Source organism: uncultured Eubacterium sp., from assembly GCF_937958975.1.
Classification (GTDB): Bacteria; Bacillota; Clostridia; order Lachnospirales; family Lachnospiraceae; genus Eubacterium_G.
The window spans coordinates 114,031-138,747 of record NZ_CALGRE010000045.1 but is presented as its reverse complement, the minus strand read 5'-3'; the positions used below and the strand labels follow the sequence as shown (position 1 = coordinate 138,747).

Below are 24,717 nucleotides of genomic sequence, written 5' to 3'. Positions count from 1 at the left end.
AGTTATAAAATATTATAAAAAATATGTATAAAGAAGTCAATAAGGCTGTAGAGGTTTTCCTCAATCATTTTAAGGAAAAACAAAACAATGAAATATCGTTTATATAAAATGAAATAACTTATTGGCATTTTCCCCCAAAATTAATTCTTTATTGTCTTTTGACAGCCCTGAGTTTTCAAAATCCTCCAATGCCTGCATTTGATTATACCATGGACTGTCTGTCCCATATAATATCTTATCAGCGCCATGATTTTTAACCATTCTCTGAAACTGCTCATTTTCTAATTTTACAGGAAACAGTCTATTCAGCACGACCGCTGTATCCAAATATACCGGAAGTCCTATAATTTTTTCTTCCACTTCATCCCATAATCTCCAACCGCCCATATGAGCTAAAATCAATTTATCAGGCTGAATATGTTTCCATAAATTCAGCACCATATCCGGCGTGCAATGTATTGTGTCAGGAAGTCCCACATCCTCTCCTGCATGCACAATAATTCCCAGACCTTTATTGGCCGCATAATCTACTATCCTGATATATTTCTCATCATCAAAAAAAGTATTCTGATAATCCGGATGCAACTTAATTCCTTTTAATTCCATCGCCACAATATCATCAATAATTTCTTTATAATTTTCACAATCCGGATGAACCGCTCCAAAATGAAAAACTTTTGTCTCGTCCATACTCTCATTCAGCTCTGCTGATAATCGGTTAATTTTCTCAGGCTGTCTTGTATTTGTTGCCACCGGACATACCACTGACAAATCTATTCCTGCCTTCTTTGTGCTATCGGACAACCCTTCCAATGTCGGAATCCTTGCACATTTCACCTCAAATCCCTGTCCCTTAACAATATCCTTTTCCATATGAGCTATCGCACTATCTGCAATCTTATCCGGAAAAGTATGTGTATGAATATCTATTATCATTTCTATTTCCTAACCTATCCTTTATTTTACATATTTTCATATTGAATCAACAAAACATTTCCCATTTCCTTTGCCAATTTATAACAACGCTCTGTAAATCCTGTCTTTGAAAAAAGAATAAAATAACATTGCTTATAATGAAAGATATTTGCCTGGTCTGCCAGCGCATATATTTCGTCCTCATCAATGTCTTCATTTCTCCATTTACACTCAGCCAAAATTGCATTTCCATCACCATCGTCGGCTACCAAATCAATTTCCTCTTGCGTCTTTGTCTTTGGATTATTTCCCCACCAGCGCCCAATATTTTGAAACTGAATCGGAAGTCTGCCTGAAAGATTTTCTTTCCACAAATATTGCCTGCATATATCCTCAAAAACAAATCCCATATAGGTACTTATCTGTTGTTTATTCTTTAAATAAACAAGCTCCCCTGCTCCTTGCTGTATCAGTGAAAAGTTCGTTGGCACAAAGCGATACCAAAACTGAAACATACTGTCGCTTATTCTATAAATAACTCTTTTTGTTCCTTTTTCTCCATATGGCATCTCTTTTTTAATTAGCCCAAGTGACAACAGTTTTTTCATATATACACTGGTTGTTGCGGTATCCTTAAATCCAGCTTTTGAGGTAATCTCACTTAATTTTGATGCCCCATTTGCTATTGCCGTAATAATTGCATTGTACTGTCTCGGCTCTCTGCACTCCTGCTGTAATAATTTTTCAGGTTCCTCAAATAAATACGATGATGTATTGAAAAAGTTATCAATTATATTTTCACCAATTGTACATCCATCATCTAATTTGGACATATAAAGAGGGATACCTCCTGTAATTCCATATGCTATCGCTAAATCTGTTTTACTAAAATTGTTATAATACTCTTTGCACTCTTCAAAGGAGAACGGAAAAATTTTAATCTGTGTGGTTCTTCTTCCATAGAGCGGACTCTGGTATCCTAACACCTGCTCCTCCATAAAAGACAATGAGGAACCACACAGTATCATATATAATTTTGTATCTAAGAATTTTCGGTCAATCCACTTTGATAAAATCGATGAAATTACAGGATACCCATTCGCTAAATAAGGATACTCATCCATAACTAAAACAATTCTTTCCTTTTTTGCCATCTCATATATCTGTTCCAGCGCATCCTCCCAGGTGCTAAAAACTGTGTTGGCTGATATTCCTTTCATTTCTAAAATGCTTTTACTAAATTGCTCTAAATTTTGTTGTGAATTTGTATCTAATCCGGTAAAAAATATTGTTTTCTTATCTTTCACAAACTCATTTATTAATGTTGTCTTTCCTACTCTTCTTCTGCCATATATGACAACACATTCGAACTTATCCTGTCGATAACATTTTTCCATAGTATCAAGCTCTTTTTTTCTACCAATAAACATATTTATCCTTCCAAGCATAAAGTAAGTTATAATTTACTAAATCACGTTTTAGTAAATTATAACTTACTTTTTCAGTTTTATCAAGTTTTATTTCTATCAAAAACGAGCAGGACCATATCCTACTCGTTTTCATTGTCAGATGCCTCAAAGGCACCCTCTCACTATTTTATGCGATTTCAAAACCACGCTCAAAAGCTGCCACGTTAATATCAATCGTCTTTGGAGGAACCGTATTCTTAATTACCTCTATCCACTGTTCCTTTGGAAAATCCATATGCTTTGCTGCAATACCAAGAATAATCACATTAAATACTCTCGAATTTCCCATAGCCAAAGCTTCTGCCTGCGCATCAACAGATATCACTCTATACTTCTCTGAAAGCTCCTGAATAATATTCTTTGGATATTCTGCCACACCTGTCACAACCGGCATCGGGTCAATTCTCTGGTCATTTACAATAATGACGCCATCGTTCTTTAGAAAGTGTGCATATCTTAATGCCTCAAGCCTTTCAAATGCAATTAATACATCTGCCTGACCTTCCTCTACAATCGGCTCTGAAACTCTTTCTCCATATCTCACATAAGTAACAACACTACCGCCACGCTGTGCCATACCATGTACCTCTGATAACTTTACATCATAGCCTGCTGCTACTGTAATACCACCTAATATCCTACTTGTAAGGAGAGTACCCTGACCGCCAACACCTACTATCATAATATTCTTTGTCTCTGCCATGATTATTCTCCTTTTCTCTTTAATTCGATTGCACGAAACTTACAATTACTCATACAAAGTCCGCACCCATTGCACATTGCTTCATCAATGCTTACCGTTCCGTCTGCATTCTTTGTCATTGCAGGACATCCCGGTACCAAACACTGTCCACACTTCACACACTTTTCAGGAATCGTATAACATTTTCCTTTCGGAACAAATGATTTTAAGAGTGCACACGGTGACTGGGAAATAATAACAGAAACCTCATCTCTGGCAACTTCCTCTTTAACTACCTTTGTCAATTTTTCAACATCAAAAGCGTCAACAACTTCTACATGTTTTACGCCCAGAGCCTTGCACAAATCTACCAAGTCTATCTGGTATGCAGCCTCTCCGGACAATGTTTTTCCGGTTGCCGGATGGTCCTGATGTCCTGTCATTCCCGTAGTAGAATTATCAAGAATAATCACCGTACCGGTGGATTTATTGTAAACCATATTCATCAATGAATTTACACCTGTATGAAGGAATGTACTATCACCAATCACTGCCACCCAGTTTTTAATATAATCTTTGCCTTTTGCCTTTTCCATACCATGCAGCGTAGAAATACTGGAACCCATACAAAGTGTAGTGTCTACTACACCGAGAGGATTCACTGCTCCAAGCGTATAACATCCGATATCTCCAGCAGCATGAATCCTTAATTTTTTTAATACTGAGTATGTACTTCTATGTGGACATCCCGGACATAAAATCGGCGGTCTTGCCGGCGCCTGTGCCGGTGTACTCAGTTCAATTGTTTCACCCAGCAGTTTTTCTCTCAGCATGTTTGCACTGTATTCACCCTGAATCGTAAACAAATTCTTTCCTTCACACCGGATTCCCATTGCTCTGACCTGTTCTTCAATCACCGGTTCCAGCTCTTCTATAATAATAAGTCTGTCAACCTTTGATGCAAACTCCTTAATCAACCCTTTTGCCAGAGGATGTACCAAACCAAGCTTTAAAACAGAAGCATTCGGTAAAGCTTCCTTGACATACTGATATGGAATACCGCTTGTAATAATACCAATACTTGTATCATTATATTCCACCTTATTAATATCTAAACTGCACGCATCCTCTGCCATTCTGTTCATACGCGCTTCCACTTTCACATGAGCCTTAATGGCATTCACCGGCATCATAACATTTTTAGTAATATTTCTCTCATAAGGCTTATCATCTACTTCTATTCTATCCTCAAGATTTACGATTCCCTGTGAATGAGCAAGTCTTGTAGTTGTTCTGAGAATTACCGGTGTGTCATACTCCTCTGATAACTCAAAAGCTCTCTTTGTAAAAACTCTTGCCTCTTCACTGTCTGATGGCTCAATTACCGGAATCATTGCCGCCCGACCTACCATTCTGGTATCCTGCTCATTCTGTGAACTGTAAATACCCGGGTCATCTGCCACAACCACTACCATACCGCCATTTACTCCAATATATGCTCCGGAATAAAGAGGGTCGGCAGCCACATTCAATCCTACCATCTTCATCATACACATAGAACGGCTTCCTGCCATTGATGCACCAATTGCCACCTCTGCTGCGACCTTCTCATTTGGCGCCCATTCCGCATAAACTCCCTCGTATTTCACCATGTTTTCGCTTACTTCCGTACTCGGTGTTCCCGGGTATGCAGATGTTACCTTAACCCCTGCCTCATAAGCACCTCTGGCAATTGCTTCATTGCCTAACATAATCATCTGTTTACTCAATTTTATTTCCTACCTCTCATGAATATTTAAATCACTAATTCTTATATTTTATACATTAATATTATTATTTTGAAGTTCAAATTTTATCGAAAATTAGCACTTTATAGTCATAAAAAGTATTATAAATTATTGTATGTTTTTAGTCAACAAAAGATAAACTTGTTAAAAAAGGCTGACAACTTCTTTGCGAAGTATCTCCTTTTTCTGTATCATTAATAATTTTCTATTATCGAAAACTATTACTTCAAATACATTTTCTCTCTCGGCAAAAGACTCACTGCAATCTCCGTCATTTCCTCCGGAGTTTCCATCATGCCATGCTCTACCCAGTTTTCCACTACTGCAATACACCCAAAAACAATATAATATCGATAATACTCATATTGCTTTAATGTCTTATCCAACAATCTATCCTTCCAACGAAGCATATATTTATTATGTATATAATATCCCATCTTTTCATAACCTGTTTTATTGTTAATACTAAAAGATAAAATATCCGCCCTGATTTTATCACTATAAAAATATTGGAATAAAAGAGAAAAGAAGCCTTTGGCATCTCCGCCTTCTGTTTCCTCCACTATTTTTTGCAAATCAACAGCAATATCATGTTGAAGTTTTTCCAACATTTCTACCGGGTCACGGTAATACTGATAAAAAGTCGTTCTGGTAATATCTGCCTTCTTTGCCAATTCACTGACCGTAACACTCTCAATATTTTTATTTCTTAATAATTCAATCAAAGCATCTGTCAATACTTTTTTAGTCCTTCTGATTCTTCTATCTACCTTTTCCTGGTTTTCCAATTTAATTTCCTCTGCCTGCTACTTTATTTCTTTATACCGGAACAATTATACCTTTTTTTACCCCAAATGTACATTATCCCTGAAACAATTTCTGAATCACCTCATTGACTGTTGTTATTTTTTTCTGCGCATAACTTTTCGCCCCACAAAAAATTAGAGCATTCTCAACATCGCCCTTTGCAGCCTTAATCAATCTCTCCGTAATACAGTACGGTATTTCCGCTGGATTACATTTTTTCAGGCATTGCAGACACTTACCCGGCGGGAATGCCTTTCCCTGAATTACCTCACTCATAAATTTATTTCGAATTGCTCTTCCGGGCATTCCCACAGGACTCTTTACGATAATGATATCATCCTCTTCTGCCTTCAGATATGCTTCTTTATATTTTATATCCGCATCACATTCATTTGTTGTCACCAACGCCGAACCTACCTGTATTCCATCCATTCCCAGTGAAAATGCATGTCTGGTATCTTCACTGGAAATAATTCCTCCCGCTAACACAATTGGTATCTTTTTGGAATATTTTTTTTGATATGCTTCAACGACTTCTTTCATCTGAATAATCTCATTATCATAACTTTCCTGATTAAAATTTTCAATTTCTTTTTTGCGAAAACCCAGATGCCCACCTGCCTGTGGTCCCTCTATCACTACAAGGTCTGCCGTCACTTTATATCTTGTATCCCAATACTTTAATATGACCTCCGCTGATTTTCTGCTCGACACAATTGGTGCAATCTTTGTATTGGAACCTCTGGTCATTTCCGGAAGCTCAACCGGGAGCCCCGCTCCTGAGACAATAATATCTGCTCCGGCTTTTACTGCTGCAAAAACCTGCTCTTTATAGTTTTTAAGTGCAGACATAATATTAAAACCTATAATTCCACTCGGAGAAATACTTCTTGCCTTATCAAATTCATTTTTTATAGCTCTCAGATTGGCTTTTAATGGGTTTTGTTCAAAATCTTTTTCTCTGAAACCGATTTGTGCTGTAGAAATAATTCCTACTCCACCTGCATTTGCCACCGCTCCCGCTAAATTTGCAAGAGAAATTCCTACTCCCATTCCTCCCTGCACTAACGGAATATTTGCTTTTAAATCTCCTATTATTAAAGGCTTAACATCCATTACATTCTCCTAAATCTCTGATATCTGCTCTCTATCATCTCTCTGTCTGTCAATTTCATCTTCTTTTCGAGAAAAATACCAATTGCTCTATCTAACTGTTCGATTACATCTCCCATATTTTCTACAGAATAGTTTTCCGGTTCATTAAAAACCTTCTCTATCACATTTAACTGTCTCAAATCATCTGCTGTCATCTTCATCGTCTCGGCTGCTTTATCTGCCATTTTTCCATTCTTCCATAAAATACTTGCATACCCCTCCGGAGATAAAACAGAGTAAACGGAGTTTTCCAACATCCACACTTCGTCTGCAACCGCCAGAGCCAAAGCGCCTCCGCTTCCGCCTTCACCAATAAAAACAGATAAGATTGGACTTGCAATATTCGACATTTCAAAAAGATTTCTTGCAATTGCCTCACCCTGTCCTCTCTCCTCTGCCTCCAGTCCGCAAAAAGCTCCCGGTGTATCTACAAAACAGATAATTGGACGATGAAACTTCTCTGCCTGTTTCATCAGCCGCAGCGCTTTTCTATATCCTTCGGGAGACGGCATTCCAAAATTTCTATTTATATTCTCCTTAGTGCTATGCCCTTTCACCTGTGCAATTACAGTCACCGGCACTCCTCTAAACAACGCAATTCCGCCCATGACAGCACCATCATCACCATAATATCTGTCACCATGAAATTCTATAAATCCCTGAAATAACTTATTTATATAATCCTCACCGGACGGTCTTTTATTATCCCTTGAAATAAGAACTTTTTCCCAAGGCGAAAGATTACTGTGCTTTATATAGATATCTTCCTGTTTTGCTACACTATCACTACACTTGCATTCACCATAATAATGCATAGATATTATCTTACTCAACTGACTTTTCATCTCATTTCTTTCCACAATTGCATCGAGAAAACCATGCTGTAAAAGAAACTCTGATTTCTGGAATCCCTTTGGCAGTTTTTGACCGATTGTCTGCTCTATTACTCTGGGACCTGCAAAGCCAATCAACGCATCCGGTTCTGCGATTATAATGTCTCCGAGCATAGCAAAACTAGCTGTAACTCCCCCTGTTGTTGGGTCTGTCAATACAGATATGTATAAATTCCCACTGTCACTGTGCCGCTTCAAAGCTGCCGATGTCTTTGCCATCTGCATAAGAGAAACAATACCCTCCTGCATTCTCGCTCCTCCGGAACAGGAAAAAATAATCATCGGGAGATTTTCTCTTGTTGCCCTCTCGACTGTCCCCGTAATTTTTTCTCCGACAATCCTTCCCATGCTCGCCATCAAAAATCTTCCATCCATAACAGCAATCGCTGCAGGATTGCCATCTATCAGAATCTTTCCGGTAATAACTGCCTCATCTAATTTTGTTTTTTCTTTTATCTCTGCCAGCTTTGTCACATAATCCTCATCCCCCAACGGATTACTGATTTTTATTCCCTCAAACCATGCCTCAAAACTCCCCTTATCGGCAATCATCTGGATTCTTCTTTTTGCATGTATTCTAAAATATCCGCCACATTTCGGGCAGATATATCCTTTTTCCTTTACTTCTTCCGAAAGAACCATCGCACCACATTTTCTGCATTTTCTAAATAATCCTTTTGGCACGTCCGGCTTTGGAATTTTTATTTTTACATATTCACTTTTCTGTTTTTTGATTCTCTTTTTTAATTTCAACTTAAAGCTCTCCTGCTTCTATTAAATTTATCAATAAAATCTACATCAAAATTTCCTGAAATATAGTCACTATTATTAATAATTTCATATTCATAATCGACGTTTGTATCAATGCCCTCAATGACCACTTCACCAAGTGCACTGCGCATCTTACGAATTGCCTCATTTCTATTGTCTGCATACACAATGAGCTTTGCCAGCATCGAATCATAATAAGGTGTTACCTCATATCCTGAAAAGATAGCAGAATCTACTCTCACTCCATTACCCCCCGGAAAATGCATCTCCGTAATCTTTCCCGGACATGGCCGAAAACCTTTATCGGGATTCTCTGCATTAATCCTGCATTCTATTGAATGTCCTTTTATCTCTATATCCTTCTGCTCAAAAGGAAGTCTCTTTCCTTCTGCAATTTTTATCTGCTCTTTTACAATGTCAATTCCGGTAATATTTTCGGTAATCGGATGTTCAACCTGGATTCTTGTATTCATTTCCATAAAATAATACTTTCCACTTTTATCCAGCAAAAACTCAATGGTACCGACATTTTCATACCCTGCCGCCTTGGCTGCTCTTACTGCCATTTCCCCCATCTCCTTGCGCAATTCATCTGACAGTGCGCTGGACGGCGCCTCCTCAATAATCTTCTGGTGATTTCTTTGCAGAGAGCAGTCTCTCTCTCCTAAATGCACGACATTGCCATACCTGTCTGCCAGGATTTGAAATTCAATATGTCTTGGATGTTCAACAAAATGCTCGATATACATGGTATCATCTCCAAATGCCATCTCGCTTTCCTTTTGCGCTGCTTGAAATGCATTATCAAATTCCGATTCTTTGTAGGCAACTCTCATACCCTTGCCACCACCGCCGGATGCAGCTTTTATCATAATCGGGTATCCTACTTCTTCCGCAATCTTATTTCCTGTCCTGTAATCCTTTATTCCATCGTTATTACCGGGAATCACCGGTATTCCCGCATTTATCATAGTATTTCTCGCCGCAACCTTATTTCCCATTTTTTCTATCACACAAGATTTCGGTCCAATATAAGTAATTTTGCATTTCTCACACAATTTTGCAAACGTAGGATTTTCAGACAGAAAACCAAATCCGGGATGTATTGCATCTGCTCCGGAAGTTATTGCTGCACTGATGATACTTTCCATATTGAGATAACTCTCGCTAGACTTTGTCTCACCTATACAAATTGCCTCATCTGCCAGCTGTGTATGTAGTGCCTCTTTATCCACAACAGAATATACTGCAACCGTCTGTATTCCCATTTCCCTACAGACCCTTATGATTCTTACAGCTATTTCTCCTCTATTTGCAATTAACATTTTTTGTATCACACAAATCACCTCTACCAATCCATAACGGAATATTTTTATTTGCTCAATCTACCATAAATGTCAGTTCAGCTGATGCCACGACCTTTCCGTCCACACTGGCTACCGCCTTTCCAATTCCTATCGGTCCTTTCTGACGGATAATCTCTGTTTCCAACTTTAATTTATCGCCGGGAGTTACTTTTCCCTTAAAACGACACTTATTAATTCCTCCAAAAAGGGCTGTCTTTCCTCTGTTCTCCTCCTGACTCAATATAGCCACTGCACCGACCTGTGCCAATGCCTCTATCGTTAAAACCCCCGGCATCACAGGCATGCCCGGAAAATGTCCCGCAAAAAAATCCTCTCTATATGTCACACATTTATATCCCACCGCATATTTCCCCGGCTCAAAATCTTCAATATAATCAATTAACAGGAAAGGATGTCTGTGTGGAATTATTTCTTTAATTTGTTCTATATCTAACATACTCACCTCTACTCAATGACAAACAGTTTCTGACCAAACTCTACCGGCTGTCCGTTTGTAACACAGATTTCTTTCACAACACCTTCGTATTCAGACTCGATTTCATTCATAAGCTTCATTGCTTCCACAATTGCCAGAACCTGACCTTTTTTGACATAATCTCCAATGGATACATATGCCTCCTCGTCTTCTGAGGGCGCCATATAAACAGTTCCTACCAGTGGGGACCTGACTGCTTTTTTCTTTTCCTCTGTACATGCCAAAGAAGTATCCACGATACTGTCACTGTCCGTTGTTTTTCTCTCTGAATATTCCCTGACAACACCTTTGGTTCCCTTTGAAAGAGATAACTTTACACCGTTTTCTTCATATTTAAAATCACATATCTCAGATTTTGAAATTGCGGTAATCAATTCTTTCATGTCATTTATATTCATACAATTAGTCCTTTCTTTTCTGACTAAATTTAATTCCCGATATATTTCTTTACTGCCAATGTGGCATTATGTCCACCAAAACCCAGAGAATTAGACAATGCAAAATTGATGTCCTTATGAACACCCTCACCTAAGACATAATCAAGGTCACACTCCTCATCAGGATTTTGTAATCCAACAGTAGGGTGAATATATCCCTCCTGAATGCTCATTATGCATGTGATAAACTCTACACCACCTGCCGCACCCAAAAGGTGGCCTATCATTGATTTTGTAGAATTTATTTTGACATTCTTCGCGGCTTCTCCTAACGCAAGCTTAATTGCCCTTGTCTCAAATAAATCATTGTGATGGGTACTCGTACCGTGTGCATTAATATAATCAACATCTTCCGGTTTCATTCCCGCTTCACTGATGGCAAACTCCATAGCCTTTGCGGCTCCGCTTCCATCCTCTGCCGGAGAAGTAACATGATATGCGTCACATGTGGCTCCATACCCTACCACTTCAGCTAATATTTTTGCCCCTCTATCTTTGGCATGTTCTAATTCCTCTAATACAACAATTCCTGCACCTTCTCCCATAACAAAACCGCTTCTATCTTTATCGAACGGAATCGATGCCTTATATTTGTCTGTTGTTTTCGTCAATGCGGTTAAATTTGTAAAGCCTGCCAGTCCTAAAGGAGTAATAGCGCTCTCCGTACCTCCGGCAACCATGACATCCGCTTCGCCACACTGTATGGAACGATATGCCTCGCCGATAGAATGCGTTCCGGTTGCACAGGCAGTCACCACATTAATACATTTTCCCTTTGCACCGAGAGCAATCGCTACATTCCCTGCTGCCATATTCGTAATCATCATAGGCACCAGCAAAGGTTTTACCCTGTCATTGCCTTTTTCCAGAAGCTTTTTATGTTCTTCTTCCATATCTTTCATTCCACCAATACCGGAACCTACACTGACTCCCACACGATATGGATTCTCTATTGCCATATCTATCCCTGCATGCTCCATTGCTTCTTTCGCTGCACACACAGCATACTGAGAAAATGACGACATCCGCTTAGCCAGCTTAAAATGCATTTTTTCTTTTGGGTTGAACCCCTTTACTTCCGCTGCTAATTTCACTGCGTAATCTGTCGTATCGAATTTTGTAATCTCATCAATTCCAACTTTGTTATCTCTGATACCTTCCCAAAATTCTTCTACACTATTTCCTATCGGTGTAATTGCACCCATTCCGGTTACTACAACTCTTTTCATCTGACACCTCACATTACCATTCCACCATCCAAATGGAATACCTGTCCTGTTATATAGCTACTGTTGTCACCTGCCAAAAAAGCAGTAAGTTCTGCCACTTCTTCCGGTTTTCCAAACCTTCCAAGCGGTATCTGCGATATTGCCTGTTCTCTGACCTTATCCGGTAGCCCGCTTGTCATATCTGTCTCGATAAATCCCGGAGCAATGGCATTTACAGTAATATTTCTGGCAGCCAGTTCCCTTGCCATAGATTTTGTGATACCTATCACACCGGCTTTTGCCGCCGAATAATTAACCTGACCCGCATTTCCTGCGACTCCTGAAACAGAAGACATATTAATTATTTTCCCATATCTTTGACGCATCATTATTCTGGACACAAATCGAATACAATTAAACGTCCCTTTCAGATTTGTCGAGATTACATCATCAAAATCTTCCTCTTTCATCGCCATTGCCAAACCATCTCTCGTAATTCCCGCATTATTTACTAAAATATCAATTCGTTCAAAACGCTTATGTATATTGTCAATAAACTCTTTACACTGATGAAAGTTGGATATGTCGCACTGCAACGCCACTGCACTTCCTCCCATATCCTCTATTTCTTTTACAACACACTCAGCCTTATCTTTGGAACCTGCATAATTCACGACAACTACCGCATTCATTGATGCGAGCCTGATTGCAACTGCTCTGCCAATCCCTCTTGACGCACCGGTAACAACTGCCACTTTTCCTTTTAACATACAAACCTCTGCCTTTAATTCCCAATATCCTTTAATTTTTCTAAATCTTCAAATTTACTAATATTGATACACTTTACTGTTTTATCTATCTTCCTTAAAAATCCGGCAATGGTTTTTCCCGGACCGATTTCTATAAATGTATCTACACCGTTTTCTATCATTTTTCTAACACTCTGTTCCCACTTTACCGGCGAGTACACCTGCCTTGCCAATAATTCTTTTGTGGTATTTATATTCGTAACATATTCTCCGGTCACATTTGTCACATATGGGATTCTCAACGGATGCAACTCTATATCTCTCAAGACCTTTCCCAATTGTTCTCCTGCCTCTTTTAACAATTCCGAATGAAACGGACCACTTACATTTAATTCGACAGTTCTTCTGGCTCCTGCTGTTTCCAACACCTTCATGGCATTGAAAACAGCTTTTTTCTTTCCTGTAATAACAATCTGCCCCGGACAATTATAATTTGCCACAGACACATCTTCTATCCCGTCAATTACATTATCAATTTCCTCTGCCGCCATGCCTAGTATTGCTGCCATTGTACCCTCTCCTGCCGGAACTGCCCGATTCATAAGAATCCCTCTCTGTCTGACCGTCTTTATTGCGTCCTCCTGTGCCATTCCGCCGGCTGCTGCAATTGCTGCATATTCACCAAGACTGAGTCCTGCCGCCACATCAGGATAAATCCCCCTGTGAACTATCTCATCTGTCATCGCAAGATAAGTAGTAACAAGCGCTGCCTGTGTATATTCCGTATTATTTATATTTGAATTTTCTACAAAGCAAATATCCGTAACACTAAAATCCAATACCTCATTGGCCTTTATATATACCACTTTCGCGATGGCGCTGTTTTCAAAAAAATCTTTTCCCATACCGGCAGACTGAACTCCCTGACCCGGATAAACAAACGCAATTTTACTCATGTATCAGACCTCCATTCAACAACTTTTCTGCCTCACAAACTACCTCTTGAATCAATTCTCTGCAACTATATTCTTTCTTAATAAGACCTGCTATCTGACCCGCCATCACACTTCCCTGACTGACATCACCATCTATCACAGCCTTTTTTAATCCTCCGAGCGTCAAAAGTTCCAACTCCTCAAATGTCGCCCCCTGGCTCTCTCTTTTAATATATTCGTTGGACATTTTATTTCTCAATACCCTTACAGGATGACCCGTAGTTCTACCTGTCACTTTAGAATCAATATCTTTCGCCTTTATAATTTTTTCTTTATAATTTTGGTGCACAGCACATTCCTTTGTGACAACGAACTGTGTTCCCATCTGCACAGCTTTTGCACCCAACATAAACGCAGCTGCCACTCCTCTGCCGTCTGCAATTCCTCCTGCTGCTATCACCGGAATATTGACGGCATCTACTACCTGGGGAACAAGAGACATTGTAGTAATTTCTCCAATATGTCCACCTGCTTCTGTCCCCTCAGCAATAACAGCATCTGCCCCACATCGCTCCATCATCTTAGCCAGCGCACAACTAGCCACCACAGGAATCACTTTCACTCCCGACTCTTTCCAGTCTTTTACATATTTTACCGGATTTCCTGCCCCTGTTGTAACTACTTTTACACCTTCCTCAATAATAATTCTTGCAATATCATCCGCTTCCGGATTCATCAACATAATATTCACGCCAAAAGGATTCTCTGTCAATTTTTTTGCTTCACGAATCTGCTCTCTCACCCATTCGGCGGGCGCTCCACCGGCTCCGATAATTCCTAATCCTCCTGCATTAGAAACGGCGGCTGCCAGATGAAAATCTGCCACCCATGCCATTCCTCCCTGAATAATCGGGTACTTTATTTCCAATAACTCGGTTATTTCTGTCTTCATCATGAAAACCTTTCCTTATTCTTTATGTGACTCGATGTATGTTACCACTTCACCCACAGTCTTAATCTTTTCTAAATCCTCTACAGGTATTTTTACATCAAACTCATCCTCAAAAGCCATTACAAGCTCAAATAAGTCCAATGAGTCTGCGCCTAAGTCTTCATTAAATGTAGCATTCTCGACTACTGCACTCTCATCTACTCCCAATTCTTCTACGATTAATTCTTTAATTCTCTCAAACATTTTTATTCTCCTTTTTATTTTTATCCGGTAAAACCGGTAATTCACATTTTAAACTTCCATATAAGTCGCCGCCAAAGTTACACCCGCGCCAAAACCTGAAAGGATTATTTTGTTTCCCTCTTGAAGTTTTTTATTTCGATATAATTCATCTAACAAAATCGGAATACATGCCGACGACACATTTCCATACTCTGATACATTCACCGGTACTTTTTCCATTGGTACCCGTAATCTCTTAGAAATGCTCTGCAATATCCTTAAATTTGCCTGATGAAGTACAAACCAATCTATATCATCTACGGAACAATTCAATTTACCCAGCAGTTCATTAATACATTCCGGTACCTGCTTCACCGCAAATCGAAAAATTTCCTGTCCATCCATCTGTATATATGTATTCAAACTATTTGTATTTTCATTATCTACGACCAATCTCTTGCGATTCACAAATTCATTATGGCAGGTTAATGCGCTTCCCTTCCTTCCATCCGATTTCATTACTGTTTCAAACACAGCCTTTTCGTCTTTCCGTACAATTACAGCACCCGCTCCGTCTCCAAATAAGATACATGTTCCTCTGTCATTCCAATCGACGATTCGGGATAACCCTTCTGCACCGATAATCAAAGCTGTATTTACCAACCCTGCACTCATATACGTCTGTACCGTATTATATGCCATGATAAATCCTGTACACGCTGTGTTTATGTCAAAACAATTAGCATTTTCTGCACCGATACGCTCCTGCACATAACACGCTGTATTAGGAAGAATCAGGTTGGATGAAACAGAAGATACCACAATCATGTCAATCTCTGCCGCTGAAATTCCGGAGTTTTCTAAAGCTTTTTCTGCCGCCTTCACCGCCATATCTGCCGTAGTCTCATCGCCCATTATATGCCTTTTTTTAACCCCCGTTCTCTCAGCAATCCATTCATCACTTGTATCTACAAACTGTGTCAAGTCTTCATTTGTTATAACCTGTTCAGGAATGTATGCACCTGTTCCAATGATTTTACCAAACATATTTATCTCCTTTTTTAACGGTTCAGCCTTGCGGCAAATATAATTTGATTGGGGTAAAAATTGCCGCCGGCTGAACTGTTTTCATGTTTTTGCTGTAAGAACTACTACAGTATAAACATGAAAATTTTTCCGGTCAATAGATTTTGCCAATGCCTTACATCACAAAAAAAGATGTCTGTTATCATACATTTTTTCTTTGTTTGTATGATAACAGACATCTTTTCTTTTATTTGTTTAATAAATTATCACAATTCAGAGTCGAAAATTACAATATTTTATTTTAAATGTTCTTTCGCTATTGCCTCTGTCTTTTCATTATAACAGTCAAATAAATTGTCCAATTCTTTTTGGCTCTGTTTTTTGGTAAACAGACTGACAATTGGAACAATAACCAATCCTCCTACCATCGCAATCACTCCGGAATTAATCGATGACTTAAATATGTAGCCAAGAACAGTTCCCCATCCTGAAATATCATATCCGCTCAGTGTAATAACAAGCTGTACAATGGCAATTCCGCATCCCCACACGAAACATACAACTGTAGCCGCCTTTGTAACACCCTTCCAGTATAATCCATAAAGAAATGGTGCAAGGAATGCTCCGGCAAGCGCTCCCCATGAGACACCCATCATCTGTGCAATAAACGTAACCTCCGGATGTGCATCTTTGAAAATAGCGATTACTGCGGATATTAAGATAAAGAACACGATAAATGCTCTCATAATTGTTACCTGCTTCTTTTCTGTCATTTCTTTCTTAGATGCCGGCTTAATTACGTCAAGTGTAAATGTTGAACTTGATGTAAGTACCAGAGAAGATAAAGTTGACATAGATGCTGAGAGAACAAGCACGATAACTACTGCAATAACAAGTGACGGCAATGTTGAGAGCATTGTCGGAATAATTGTGTCAAACAATGGTTTTCCTGTCACCTCATTAATAGCAACTTTATCGCTGTATAATCTTCCAAATCCACCAAGGAAATAGCATCCACCTGCTACGATAATGGCAAATACTGTAGAAATAACCGTTCCTTTATGTATATCCTTTTCACTCTTAATCGCATAAAACTTTCCAACCATCTGTGGAAGTCCCCATGTGCCAAGAGAAGTAAGTATGACTACAAACAATAATGCCAATGGGTCCGGTCCCAGAAAAGCAACATATGCTCCCTGCCATCCTGCATCACCTGTCTGTGCTGCAAGTGTCTCCGTTGCCTTCAGAAGTCCTCCATTATCTACCAAGACAGCCCCAATGACTGCACAGATACCAAACAACATGATAATTCCCTGAATAAAATCATTAATAGCTGTAGCCATATATCCGCCAAAAATAACATATATTCCTGTAAGAACAGCCATTACTGCGATAACTACCCAATATGGAATATCAAACACAAGACCAAATAAACTGGAAAGTCCATTATACAATGAAGCTGTATATGGAATCAAAAATACAAATACAATAACAGATGCCGCCACTTTCAATGGTGTTGATTGAAATCTCTTTCCAAAAAAGTCCGGCATTGTTTTCGCATCCACATGCTGTGTCATAACTCTGGTTCTTCTGCCGAGTACATTCCATGCAAGAAGTGAACCGATAAAAGCATTTCCAAGACCCGCCCATGTAGAAGCAAGTCCAAAATTCCATCCAAACTGTCCGGCATATCCTACAAAAATAACCGCCGAAAAATAAGATGTTCCAAAGGCAAACGCTGTAAGCCAAGGTCCTACAGAACGCCCTCCGAGAACAAATCCATTAACATCTGTTGCATGTCTTCTTGTGTAAAAACCTACGAAAATCATTACAGCGAAGAAGGCAATTAACATAATTGAACATAAAGTTACTGTCATTGAAAAATCCTCCACTTTTAAAAATATATTTCGCCACCTGAAAGCGTTTCGCTTTAAACCGTAACGCTTTAAAGTATTAAAGTAATTATATAATAAAAAACTGTAGATTGTCAACCTACAGTTTTTTTATCCAGCATCTTCTTCGTCTGTGCTGTATTTTATCAAACCTTTTCCATAAGGAATGTACCTTTATATTATCCTCCAGCATCGGTCCTGTCTCTGCATATTTCATGCCATCTGCAATCGCTGATTTCATACATTCTACTAAAATAACAACCGGCACTCCCTTGTTTTTATACTCGTCTCTAACACAGGCAAAGAACAATTCCAGCATATCGGGCTTTGAAAATGGTGCATATAACATCCTTGCCCAACCAAAAGGAAAAAGCCTTCCTCTCGATTTCTTTGATGCATTCCCCAAAGTCGGCACCGCAAGCCCCATCCCAATCATTTCTTCCTTTTCATCCATTACCATAGTCAAAAACTTCACATTGACTAATAATATAAATTGTTTCACATATTTATCAATCTGTGCCTGACTTAAATCCACTTCACCGTAAAGATGCTTTTCTGTATCATTTATAATATCAAATATTCTGGGAATATATTTTTTTAGTTCTCTCCTATTTTTTACTTTCACAAAATGAAGATTATTATCTCTCAGGACACGCTCCTCCATCTTAAGAAACACTTCCGGAACTTCTCGAGGAATATCAATCCTGTTTTCAATCCAGTCTACAGACTTCGTATATCCAAGCCTTTCCATGTGTTCCTTATAATATGGCGCATTTTGAATTGTAATAAACATGCCGTCATAGTTGTATCCTTCTATCAGCATGCCCTGTTGGTCTAAATCACAAAATCCCATAGGACCATGTATCTCTCTGAGCCCTTCTTTTCTCCCCCACTCTTCTACCGCGTGAAACAATGCTTCAGAAACCTCATAGTCATCTATAAAGTCAACTCTTGTAAAACGTATCCTGTCCCTGTTCCATTTTTTGTTAGCTTTATGATTGATAATAGCGCCAATCCTGCCAACGCATTTACCATTCTTATATGCCAAAAACTGTTTTGACTGTGCATATTCAAATGCCGGATTTTTCTTTGGCATAAAATTTGCCATCTCATCAGAAATTAAATCCGGTTTTGCCTGAGGTACATTTCTGTACATTTTCTCATTAAATGATGCAAATATACGCAAATCTTTTCTTGTTTTTACTTCCTTAATATAAACCCCTGTTCTATCTATTCTCTTTTTCATAATGTTTTCAGATTCAAAATGTAGAAAGCACTACAAAAATTGAATACTGTTTTATCCATCCTTACTATTTATTATATTTCTTTTCGATATCAGAAATCAGGTCAACTCTTCCGGCATGTCTTCCACCCTCAAATTCAGCGCCAAAAAATTCGTCAAGAATCATTTTTGCCAGCTCACTTCCCACGACTCTGGCTCCAAATGCAATGATATTCGCATCGTTATGCTGTTTCGTCAGCCTCGCCGAATATGGTTCACTACAAACTGCTGCTCTCACTCCCGGAACTTTGTTCGCTGACAATGAGATTCCTATTCCCGTTCCACAAATAAGGACACCATAATCTACTTCTTTAGAGACTACAGCCTCTCCCACTTCCTGACCTTTTAACGGATAATCACACTTAATGATTTGTCCATTTTCATCAAAATTTGTTCCATAGTCAATACACTCGTATCCTTTTTCCGTCATATATCCTATCAATTCATTTTTTAACTCAATTGCTGCATGGTCACATCCAAATCCAATTTTCATGATATCTTCCTCTTTTATTCTATTATATTTGCGTTTCCATTGTAACTAAGAAAAAGTGACATGTCAAATAAAGTATTCCTCAATCGAGTAGGCTGACTCTTACTCAATTACGCAAGCGAACATCCTGAAACACAGCTTCCCGTTGTTCTTACACCCGGCAAATGATATTTTGTGCAAGCACAATATCGCTTGCCGGGCTTTTGCTACAAAAAAAGGAGCTTTGTAACCAAAACTCCTTTTCTATGCCGGCGACCGGAATCGAACCGGTACTGTGTTGCCACAACAGGATTTTAAGTCCTGCGCGTCTGCCAGTTCCGCCACGCCGGCTTTTATAACTGTTTTTAATATAATATTAAAACAATGGGCAGAGGTGGATTCGAACCACCGAAGCAAGTTGCAGCAGATTTACAGTCTGTCCCCTTTGGCCACTCGGGAATCTGCCCATTTACAATATATATTTATATCACATTCATCATAAAAGTGCAAACCATATTTTACTTTTTCACTTTAAGCTTTGACATACGCGTTTATAAATAATATACTATTTATTAGTTTACATTTCTTAAAAAAATAGAGAGGTAATACAATGAAAATTAAAAAAATTTTATGGGGAACTATATTTATCATTGCAGTCATTATCTGCATTATATGTGGATATAAGCTTATTTCATATTTTCTAAGCAATGGTGGTGATACCAAACAATATATTAATACAACTTCCCCTGCCACATCACAGCTACAGGCTGCAACTGTGGAAAATCATAATATTAACTGGAATAAAATGAAAGAAGACAATCCGGATATCTACTCCTGGATTTACATTCCCAATACAAATGTAGATTATCCTGTTGTCCAATCATCTAAAAATCAGCCGGACGACTTTTATCTTGACCATAATATCAAAAAACAATGGGAATTTGCCGGCGCCATATATACGGAACGTCACAATACAAAAGACTATTCTGACCCGGTCACTGTTTTATATGGCCATAATATGAATAATGGTTCTATGTTTCATTCATTACATAAATTTGAAGATTCAAAATTCTTCAAAAAAAATAAGTATATTTACATTTATCTGCCGGGACACCGGCTCACCTATAAAATATACTCCGCATATGTATATGATGACAGGCATATCCTAAATTCTTTTGATTTTAGTGATAAAAAAATACTTAAAAAATACTTCGAATACACTACCAACCCTGAATCACTTGCAAAAAACACCAGGAAAGTGAATTTAGATTTGAATAGTAAAATAATAACATTAAGCACATGCACCAATGGTGCTGAAAATACCAGATACTTAGTACAGGGGGTTTTAATCAAAGATGAGCAAACAAACGAATGATTTATACAGTAATATCGAATTAGTCCCTGATGAACCGGACAACAATTCATCTGCTGTATCTGACAACGAAAGCCAAAAACAGTCGAGTCATTCTACCGAACACTCCGGCTCTTCCACACATCATCACTCACACCATAGCAGTGCTGATGTTATCACTGATAATGACGATGGAAACGGATTTGACGTTGACTGGGATACTATCGAAAGAAATTATAGACACAGGCATCATCACAGCTCCTCCGGACATCATCATAGTTCCGGGAGAAATAGCCACAGTAGTCATCATTCTTCCGGCCAGAGACATGACTCTGCCGGTAATCATGGCAAAACAAAAACAGATAAAAAGAAAAAATGGAGTAAAAAGAAGAAAATCATTATTGGAATCTTGTTATTTCTGTTCTGTGTAATCATTGGAATTACGGTTACTTTTTTTATTATGAGATATATGGGACGCGAAGCAATGCTTGATTATACAAATATGCATATGACACTTCCCGAAGATATTGATTATGAAGATAATGGTAAAACTGTATATTATAATGGACATACATATCAGTTTAACGATAATATTGCCAGCGTCTTGTTTATGGGTGTAGACAACCGCGAACTTGTAGAAAATGCCGTTGCCGCAACTGCCGGACAGGCAGATGCACTTTACCTGTTTACTTACGATACTTCAAATGGAAAAATAAAAGTATTAGCGCTAAACAGAGATACAATGGCTGATATCAGCAGATATGATGCAGCCGGACAATATTACGACACCGAGACAACACAGTTATGTCTTGCCTATGCATTTGGTGACGGAAAGAAATTAAGTGCTGAAAACCAGGTAACTGCAGTGGAACGACTCATTTATAATATTCCGATTAACGCCTACTATGCCATTGATTTATCGGCAATCAAGATTTTAAATGATGATATCGGCGGCGTAACACTAACACCGGAATATACTTTTAAAAGCTTTACAAAAGGCCAGCCGATTACAATAAAAGGTGACTTGGCAGAGGAATTTGTTCGTCACAGAGATACCAGTCTTGTGGATGACAACTTAAGACGTATGTCATGCCAAAGACTATATATTAACTCATTCGTAAATCAGATAATTCCCGCTATCAAAAATGATTTTGGATTACCTTTAAAATTGTACCAGGATTCATCAAAATACACGGTTACAAACTTAAATGCTAACATAATGACTTATTTAGCTTCCACGTTAGCTGTTAATTATTCGGGACTGAACATGGTCACAACTGAGGGTAAATACAAAATGGTAAAAGATGATGTCTCTGCCCAGTTCCAATTAAACAAAAAAGATTTCTTTGAAAAAATACTTGATATCTATTATATCCGGGTAAAATAGGATACGAATATTATAAAAAATATTTGATTTTTCATTGTTATAGTGTATAATGATATAAGGTATAGAAAAAATTTCTATTGGAGGTTTAATAATATGAAAAGAAAAATGCTTGCTTTATTAGCTACGGTGATATTGACATTTGCTTATACTGTTAACTGTTTTGCGGCACCAAGCCCAATCGAATCAGTTTTACCAACTAGTGAAGAAACAACTTCATATGACGGTACAGGTGGAGCTACAACACCTTCACCAAAGAATCCATCATCAACATCACCAAAAACTGGCGCTAATCTTGCTTTTGGCTTTATCGCTGTTATTTCAGCAGCCGGAGTTGCATTAGTTTCTAAGAAAAAATATTCAGAAGCTGAATAATCTAATCGCTAAAAGCGGTACAAGCCGCATACAAAAAAACACAAATGAGAACAATCTCACTTGTGTTTTTTTATTGTTTTCAGTTTTTATTTTTATAAATTGCTGCACTCATCGCTTTTACTTTTACATGAAGATTCCCATTATTTTGTGTAAAAGGTATGCGTCCGCAATTATAAAACTCTCTCGAAGTCTCTATCAGCCTTTCCCACTCTGTTTCATCCTCTTTTCCAAGTATAATGACAGGAATATCTATTTCCATATCCTTACCGGATGTATTTATAACAATAGCAACAGCATCTTTATCATCAAATCTTCCATAACACAGTAAATTATCCGCACAGGTAAGCGGAGTATACGAACCCGTTTTTAAAACCCTGTTTTGTTTATGAATACTAATTGCTTCTCTATAAAACTCCATCAACTCAAAATTTTCATTTCCCCAAGGATAAGTTCTTCTATTATCAGGGTCCGTCCATCCACAGACACCTGCCTCATCTCCATAATATAATGTAGGAGCACCCGGCAGTGTCATCTGCATGACTACGCCCTGTTTAAATATTGCCTCATTTATATTTTCGCTTGCCGCCTTTGTACCCACAGTTCCGACTCTGCCAACCATTTTATTTGTTCTCGTCATAAATCTGGAATGGTCATGGTTAGATAGCTCATTCATTGCAACAAGCAGGGACTGATTCTGAAATCTTGACATCTGATATTTCATCGTATTGTTAAATACTTCGGCATTACCAATCATACCCGGATTTGCATTATCAGAATGTTTATCCACACCTGTCAAAAACCATGTGACAGGGTCCATAAACGCATCATAATTCATTATCGTATCCCACTGGTCTCCCAGCAGCCATGCATGTGCATCCCCATAATGTTCTGCAAGAATGATTGCTTCGGGATTCGCTTCCTTTACAACCTTTCTGAATCTTCTCCAAAACTCATGGTTAAACTCCTCACTATGCCCCAAATCGGCAGCAACATCAAGTCTCCATCCATCCACATTATACGGTGGCGATACCCATTTCTTTCCAATATCAAGTATATAATTACAGAGTTTTTCACTCTCTTCGTAATTTAACTTTGGAAGCGTGTCAAAGCCCCACCATCCTTCATAACTACCGTTATCCGGCCAATTTTCATTTCCAAACTTAAAGTATGAATTATATGGACTATCTTTGCACTCATAAGCTCCCGGCTCATAATCACTATTGCCACGGTAGAACCTCTCCCTGTCCATCCATTTATTAAAGGAACCACAATGATTAAACACTCCATCTATAATGACTCTGATTCCTCTTTTATGAGCCTCCTCAACAAAATGAATAAACAATTGATTACTCGCCTCTAAGTTTTCTAAATCCGTTGTCCTGCTTTTATACTTTTCTGCATTAAAATTATTGGATTCATAATGTGCAACTGTCCTTCCCTTATCATTGATTATTTTACCAAAATGAGGGTCAACATAATCATAATCCTGTATATCATACTTATGATTAGATGGAGAGACAAATATTGGATTTAAATAGATAACCTCCACGCCTAATTTACTTAGATACTCCAGTTTATCAATAACCCCCTGAAGGTCTCCACCATAAAACTGCCTTGTTCCATCTGCTGCCGGCGGCTCATTCCAGTCACTCATTGCAGTGACGCCTCTTCCAATATATACATATTCGTCATTTACCACATCATTGGATTTATCACCATTACAGAATCGGTCTACCATAATCTGATACATGACCGCGCCCTTTGCCCAATCCGGTGTCTGAAATCCCGCCGTCAGCTCAAACTCCCATTCATCAGAGCAATAATCGCAGGCGCCTGACATATCATAAAATATGCAGTTATGGGCATTGATAACCTTAAAATGGTATTTTACAACCTTTTCTAACAACGCAATACTCACACTAAAGTAATCAAAGCTTCCTTCATGTCTCCCACAATGCATTTCAATTTCTGTATTATCAATGCACAAAAAAGCCTCATTTACTTCCCCCGACGCTGTTCTCAAGACAAATGTATATGTGCCGTTTTCCTCGTCATATTTACAAAACTGACTTGTTCCATCGTGAAACAAAGCTTCTTTTAGTCTGTTCATTTTC

General features: G+C 38.5%; 23 protein-coding genes and 2 tRNA genes. 3 read left to right on the top strand and 22 right to left on the bottom strand.

Annotated features, from left to right (window positions below; genetic code table 11):
• Positions 1-99: 99 nt before the first annotated feature.
• The 21 genes from Q5O86_RS08485 to Q5O86_RS08385 form a co-directional block, all read right to left on the bottom strand.
• The gene (locus Q5O86_RS08485; protein WP_302626711.1) at positions 100-936 is read right to left on the bottom strand and encodes an amidohydrolase family protein; all 837 of its coding nucleotides are present in this window, start codon (positions 934-936) and stop codon (positions 100-102) included.
• A gap of 26 nt (positions 937-962) precedes the next feature.
• Positions 963-2,345, bottom strand: coding sequence for an ATP-binding protein (locus tag Q5O86_RS08480; protein ID WP_302626710.1), 1,383 nt, complete (start codon positions 2,343-2,345; stop codon positions 963-965).
• A gap of 166 nt (positions 2,346-2,511) precedes the next feature.
• A complete protein-coding gene (locus Q5O86_RS08475) occupies positions 2,512-3,087 on the bottom strand; it encodes an indolepyruvate oxidoreductase subunit beta (RefSeq protein ID WP_302626709.1) in 576 nt (191 codons plus the stop codon).
• Between the two features lie 2 nt (positions 3,088-3,089).
• The gene (gene iorA, locus Q5O86_RS08470) at positions 3,090-4,823 is read right to left on the bottom strand and encodes an indolepyruvate ferredoxin oxidoreductase subunit alpha (protein WP_368074764.1); all 1,734 of its coding nucleotides are present in this window, start codon (positions 4,821-4,823) and stop codon (positions 3,090-3,092) included.
• A 251-nt stretch (positions 4,824-5,074) separates the two neighbouring features.
• Entirely contained in the window at positions 5,075-5,641 is a 567-nt protein-coding gene (locus Q5O86_RS08465; RefSeq protein ID WP_302626707.1) for a TetR/AcrR family transcriptional regulator, read from the bottom strand.
• A 73-nt stretch (positions 5,642-5,714) separates the two neighbouring features.
• Positions 5,715-6,776, bottom strand: a complete 1,062-nt coding sequence (locus Q5O86_RS08460; protein ID WP_302626706.1) for a nitronate monooxygenase family protein — start codon at positions 6,774-6,776, stop codon at positions 5,715-5,717.
• A complete protein-coding gene (locus Q5O86_RS08455; protein WP_302626705.1) occupies positions 6,776-8,461 on the bottom strand; it encodes an acetyl-CoA carboxylase carboxyltransferase subunit alpha in 1,686 nt (561 codons plus the stop codon). Before Q5O86_RS08455 ends, Q5O86_RS08460 begins: the two co-directional genes overlap by 1 nt.
• Positions 8,458-9,816 carry an acetyl-CoA carboxylase biotin carboxylase subunit gene (locus tag Q5O86_RS08450; RefSeq protein WP_302626704.1) on the bottom strand — a complete coding sequence of 453 codons (1,359 nt, stop codon included), beginning with the start codon at positions 9,814-9,816 and terminating at the stop codon, positions 8,458-8,460. Before Q5O86_RS08450 ends, Q5O86_RS08455 begins: the two co-directional genes overlap by 4 nt.
• Before the next feature lie 43 nt (positions 9,817-9,859).
• On the bottom strand, positions 9,860-10,282 hold the full coding sequence (fabZ, locus tag Q5O86_RS08445) for a 3-hydroxyacyl-ACP dehydratase FabZ (RefSeq protein WP_368074759.1): 423 nt from the start codon (positions 10,280-10,282) through the stop codon (positions 9,860-9,862).
• A gap of 8 nt (positions 10,283-10,290) precedes the next feature.
• Positions 10,291-10,719: an acetyl-CoA carboxylase biotin carboxyl carrier protein gene (gene accB, locus Q5O86_RS08440; protein WP_302626702.1), complete on the bottom strand. Its 429-nt coding sequence runs from the start codon at positions 10,717-10,719 to the stop codon at positions 10,291-10,293.
• Positions 10,720-10,748: 29 nt separating this feature from the next.
• Entirely contained in the window at positions 10,749-11,987 is a 1,239-nt protein-coding gene (gene fabF / locus Q5O86_RS08435; protein WP_302626701.1) for a beta-ketoacyl-ACP synthase II, read from the bottom strand.
• An 8-nt stretch (positions 11,988-11,995) separates the two neighbouring features.
• The gene (gene fabG, locus Q5O86_RS08430) at positions 11,996-12,736 is read right to left on the bottom strand and encodes a 3-oxoacyl-[acyl-carrier-protein] reductase (RefSeq protein ID WP_302626700.1); all 741 of its coding nucleotides are present in this window, start codon (positions 12,734-12,736) and stop codon (positions 11,996-11,998) included.
• A 14-nt stretch (positions 12,737-12,750) separates the two neighbouring features.
• Entirely contained in the window at positions 12,751-13,671 is a 921-nt protein-coding gene (gene fabD / locus Q5O86_RS08425) for an ACP S-malonyltransferase (RefSeq protein WP_302626699.1), read from the bottom strand.
• Positions 13,664-14,602 carry an enoyl-[acyl-carrier-protein] reductase FabK gene (gene fabK, locus Q5O86_RS08420; RefSeq protein WP_302626840.1) on the bottom strand — a complete coding sequence of 313 codons (939 nt, stop codon included), beginning with the start codon at positions 14,600-14,602 and terminating at the stop codon, positions 13,664-13,666. Before fabK ends, fabD begins: the two co-directional genes overlap by 8 nt.
• 15 nt (positions 14,603-14,617) lie before the next feature.
• The gene (locus Q5O86_RS08415; protein ID WP_302626698.1) at positions 14,618-14,845 is read right to left on the bottom strand and encodes an acyl carrier protein; all 228 of its coding nucleotides are present in this window, start codon (positions 14,843-14,845) and stop codon (positions 14,618-14,620) included.
• 48 nt (positions 14,846-14,893) lie between these two features.
• Entirely contained in the window at positions 14,894-15,871 is a 978-nt protein-coding gene (locus Q5O86_RS08410; protein ID WP_302626697.1) for a beta-ketoacyl-ACP synthase III, read from the bottom strand.
• Positions 15,872-16,146: 275 nt separating this feature from the next.
• Complete coding sequence (locus Q5O86_RS08405) at positions 16,147-17,727, bottom strand: sodium:solute symporter (RefSeq protein WP_302626696.1); 1,581 nt, start codon at positions 17,725-17,727, stop codon at positions 16,147-16,149.
• Positions 17,728-17,842: 115 nt separating this feature from the next.
• Positions 17,843-18,988, bottom strand: coding sequence for a hypothetical protein (locus Q5O86_RS08400; RefSeq protein WP_302626695.1), 1,146 nt, complete (start codon positions 18,986-18,988; stop codon positions 17,843-17,845).
• A gap of 64 nt (positions 18,989-19,052) precedes the next feature.
• Complete coding sequence (gene rpiB / locus Q5O86_RS08395; RefSeq protein ID WP_302626694.1) at positions 19,053-19,517, bottom strand: ribose 5-phosphate isomerase B; 465 nt, start codon at positions 19,515-19,517, stop codon at positions 19,053-19,055.
• Between the two features lie 243 nt (positions 19,518-19,760).
• Positions 19,761-19,844, bottom strand: a tRNA-Leu gene (locus Q5O86_RS08390).
• Positions 19,845-19,878: 34 nt separating this feature from the next.
• Positions 19,879-19,960: transfer RNA gene (locus Q5O86_RS08385), tRNA-Tyr, on the bottom strand.
• A gap of 143 nt (positions 19,961-20,103) precedes the next feature.
• Between Q5O86_RS08385 and srtB the strand changes: the two genes are divergently transcribed.
• The 3 genes from srtB to Q5O86_RS08370 all read left to right on the top strand — a co-directional run bounded on the left by srtB (position 20,104) and on the right by Q5O86_RS08370 (position 22,603).
• Entirely contained in the window at positions 20,104-20,868 is a 765-nt protein-coding gene (gene srtB / locus Q5O86_RS08380) for a class B sortase (protein ID WP_302626693.1), read from the top strand.
• The gene (locus Q5O86_RS08375) at positions 20,849-22,231 is read left to right on the top strand and encodes an LCP family protein (RefSeq protein ID WP_302626692.1); all 1,383 of its coding nucleotides are present in this window, start codon (positions 20,849-20,851) and stop codon (positions 22,229-22,231) included. Before srtB ends, Q5O86_RS08375 begins: the two co-directional genes overlap by 20 nt.
• Before the next feature lie 93 nt (positions 22,232-22,324).
• Positions 22,325-22,603, top strand: a complete 279-nt coding sequence (locus tag Q5O86_RS08370) for a hypothetical protein (RefSeq protein ID WP_302626691.1) — start codon at positions 22,325-22,327, stop codon at positions 22,601-22,603.
• Positions 22,604-22,682: 79 nt separating this feature from the next.
• On the opposite strand, the gene Q5O86_RS08365 is transcribed toward Q5O86_RS08370, so the two are convergent.
• Positions 22,683-24,713 (bottom strand): glycoside hydrolase family 13 protein, encoded by a 2,031-nt coding sequence (locus Q5O86_RS08365; RefSeq protein WP_302626690.1) that lies wholly within the window; start codon positions 24,711-24,713, stop codon positions 22,683-22,685.
• Between the last annotated feature and the right edge of the window lie 4 nt (positions 24,714-24,717).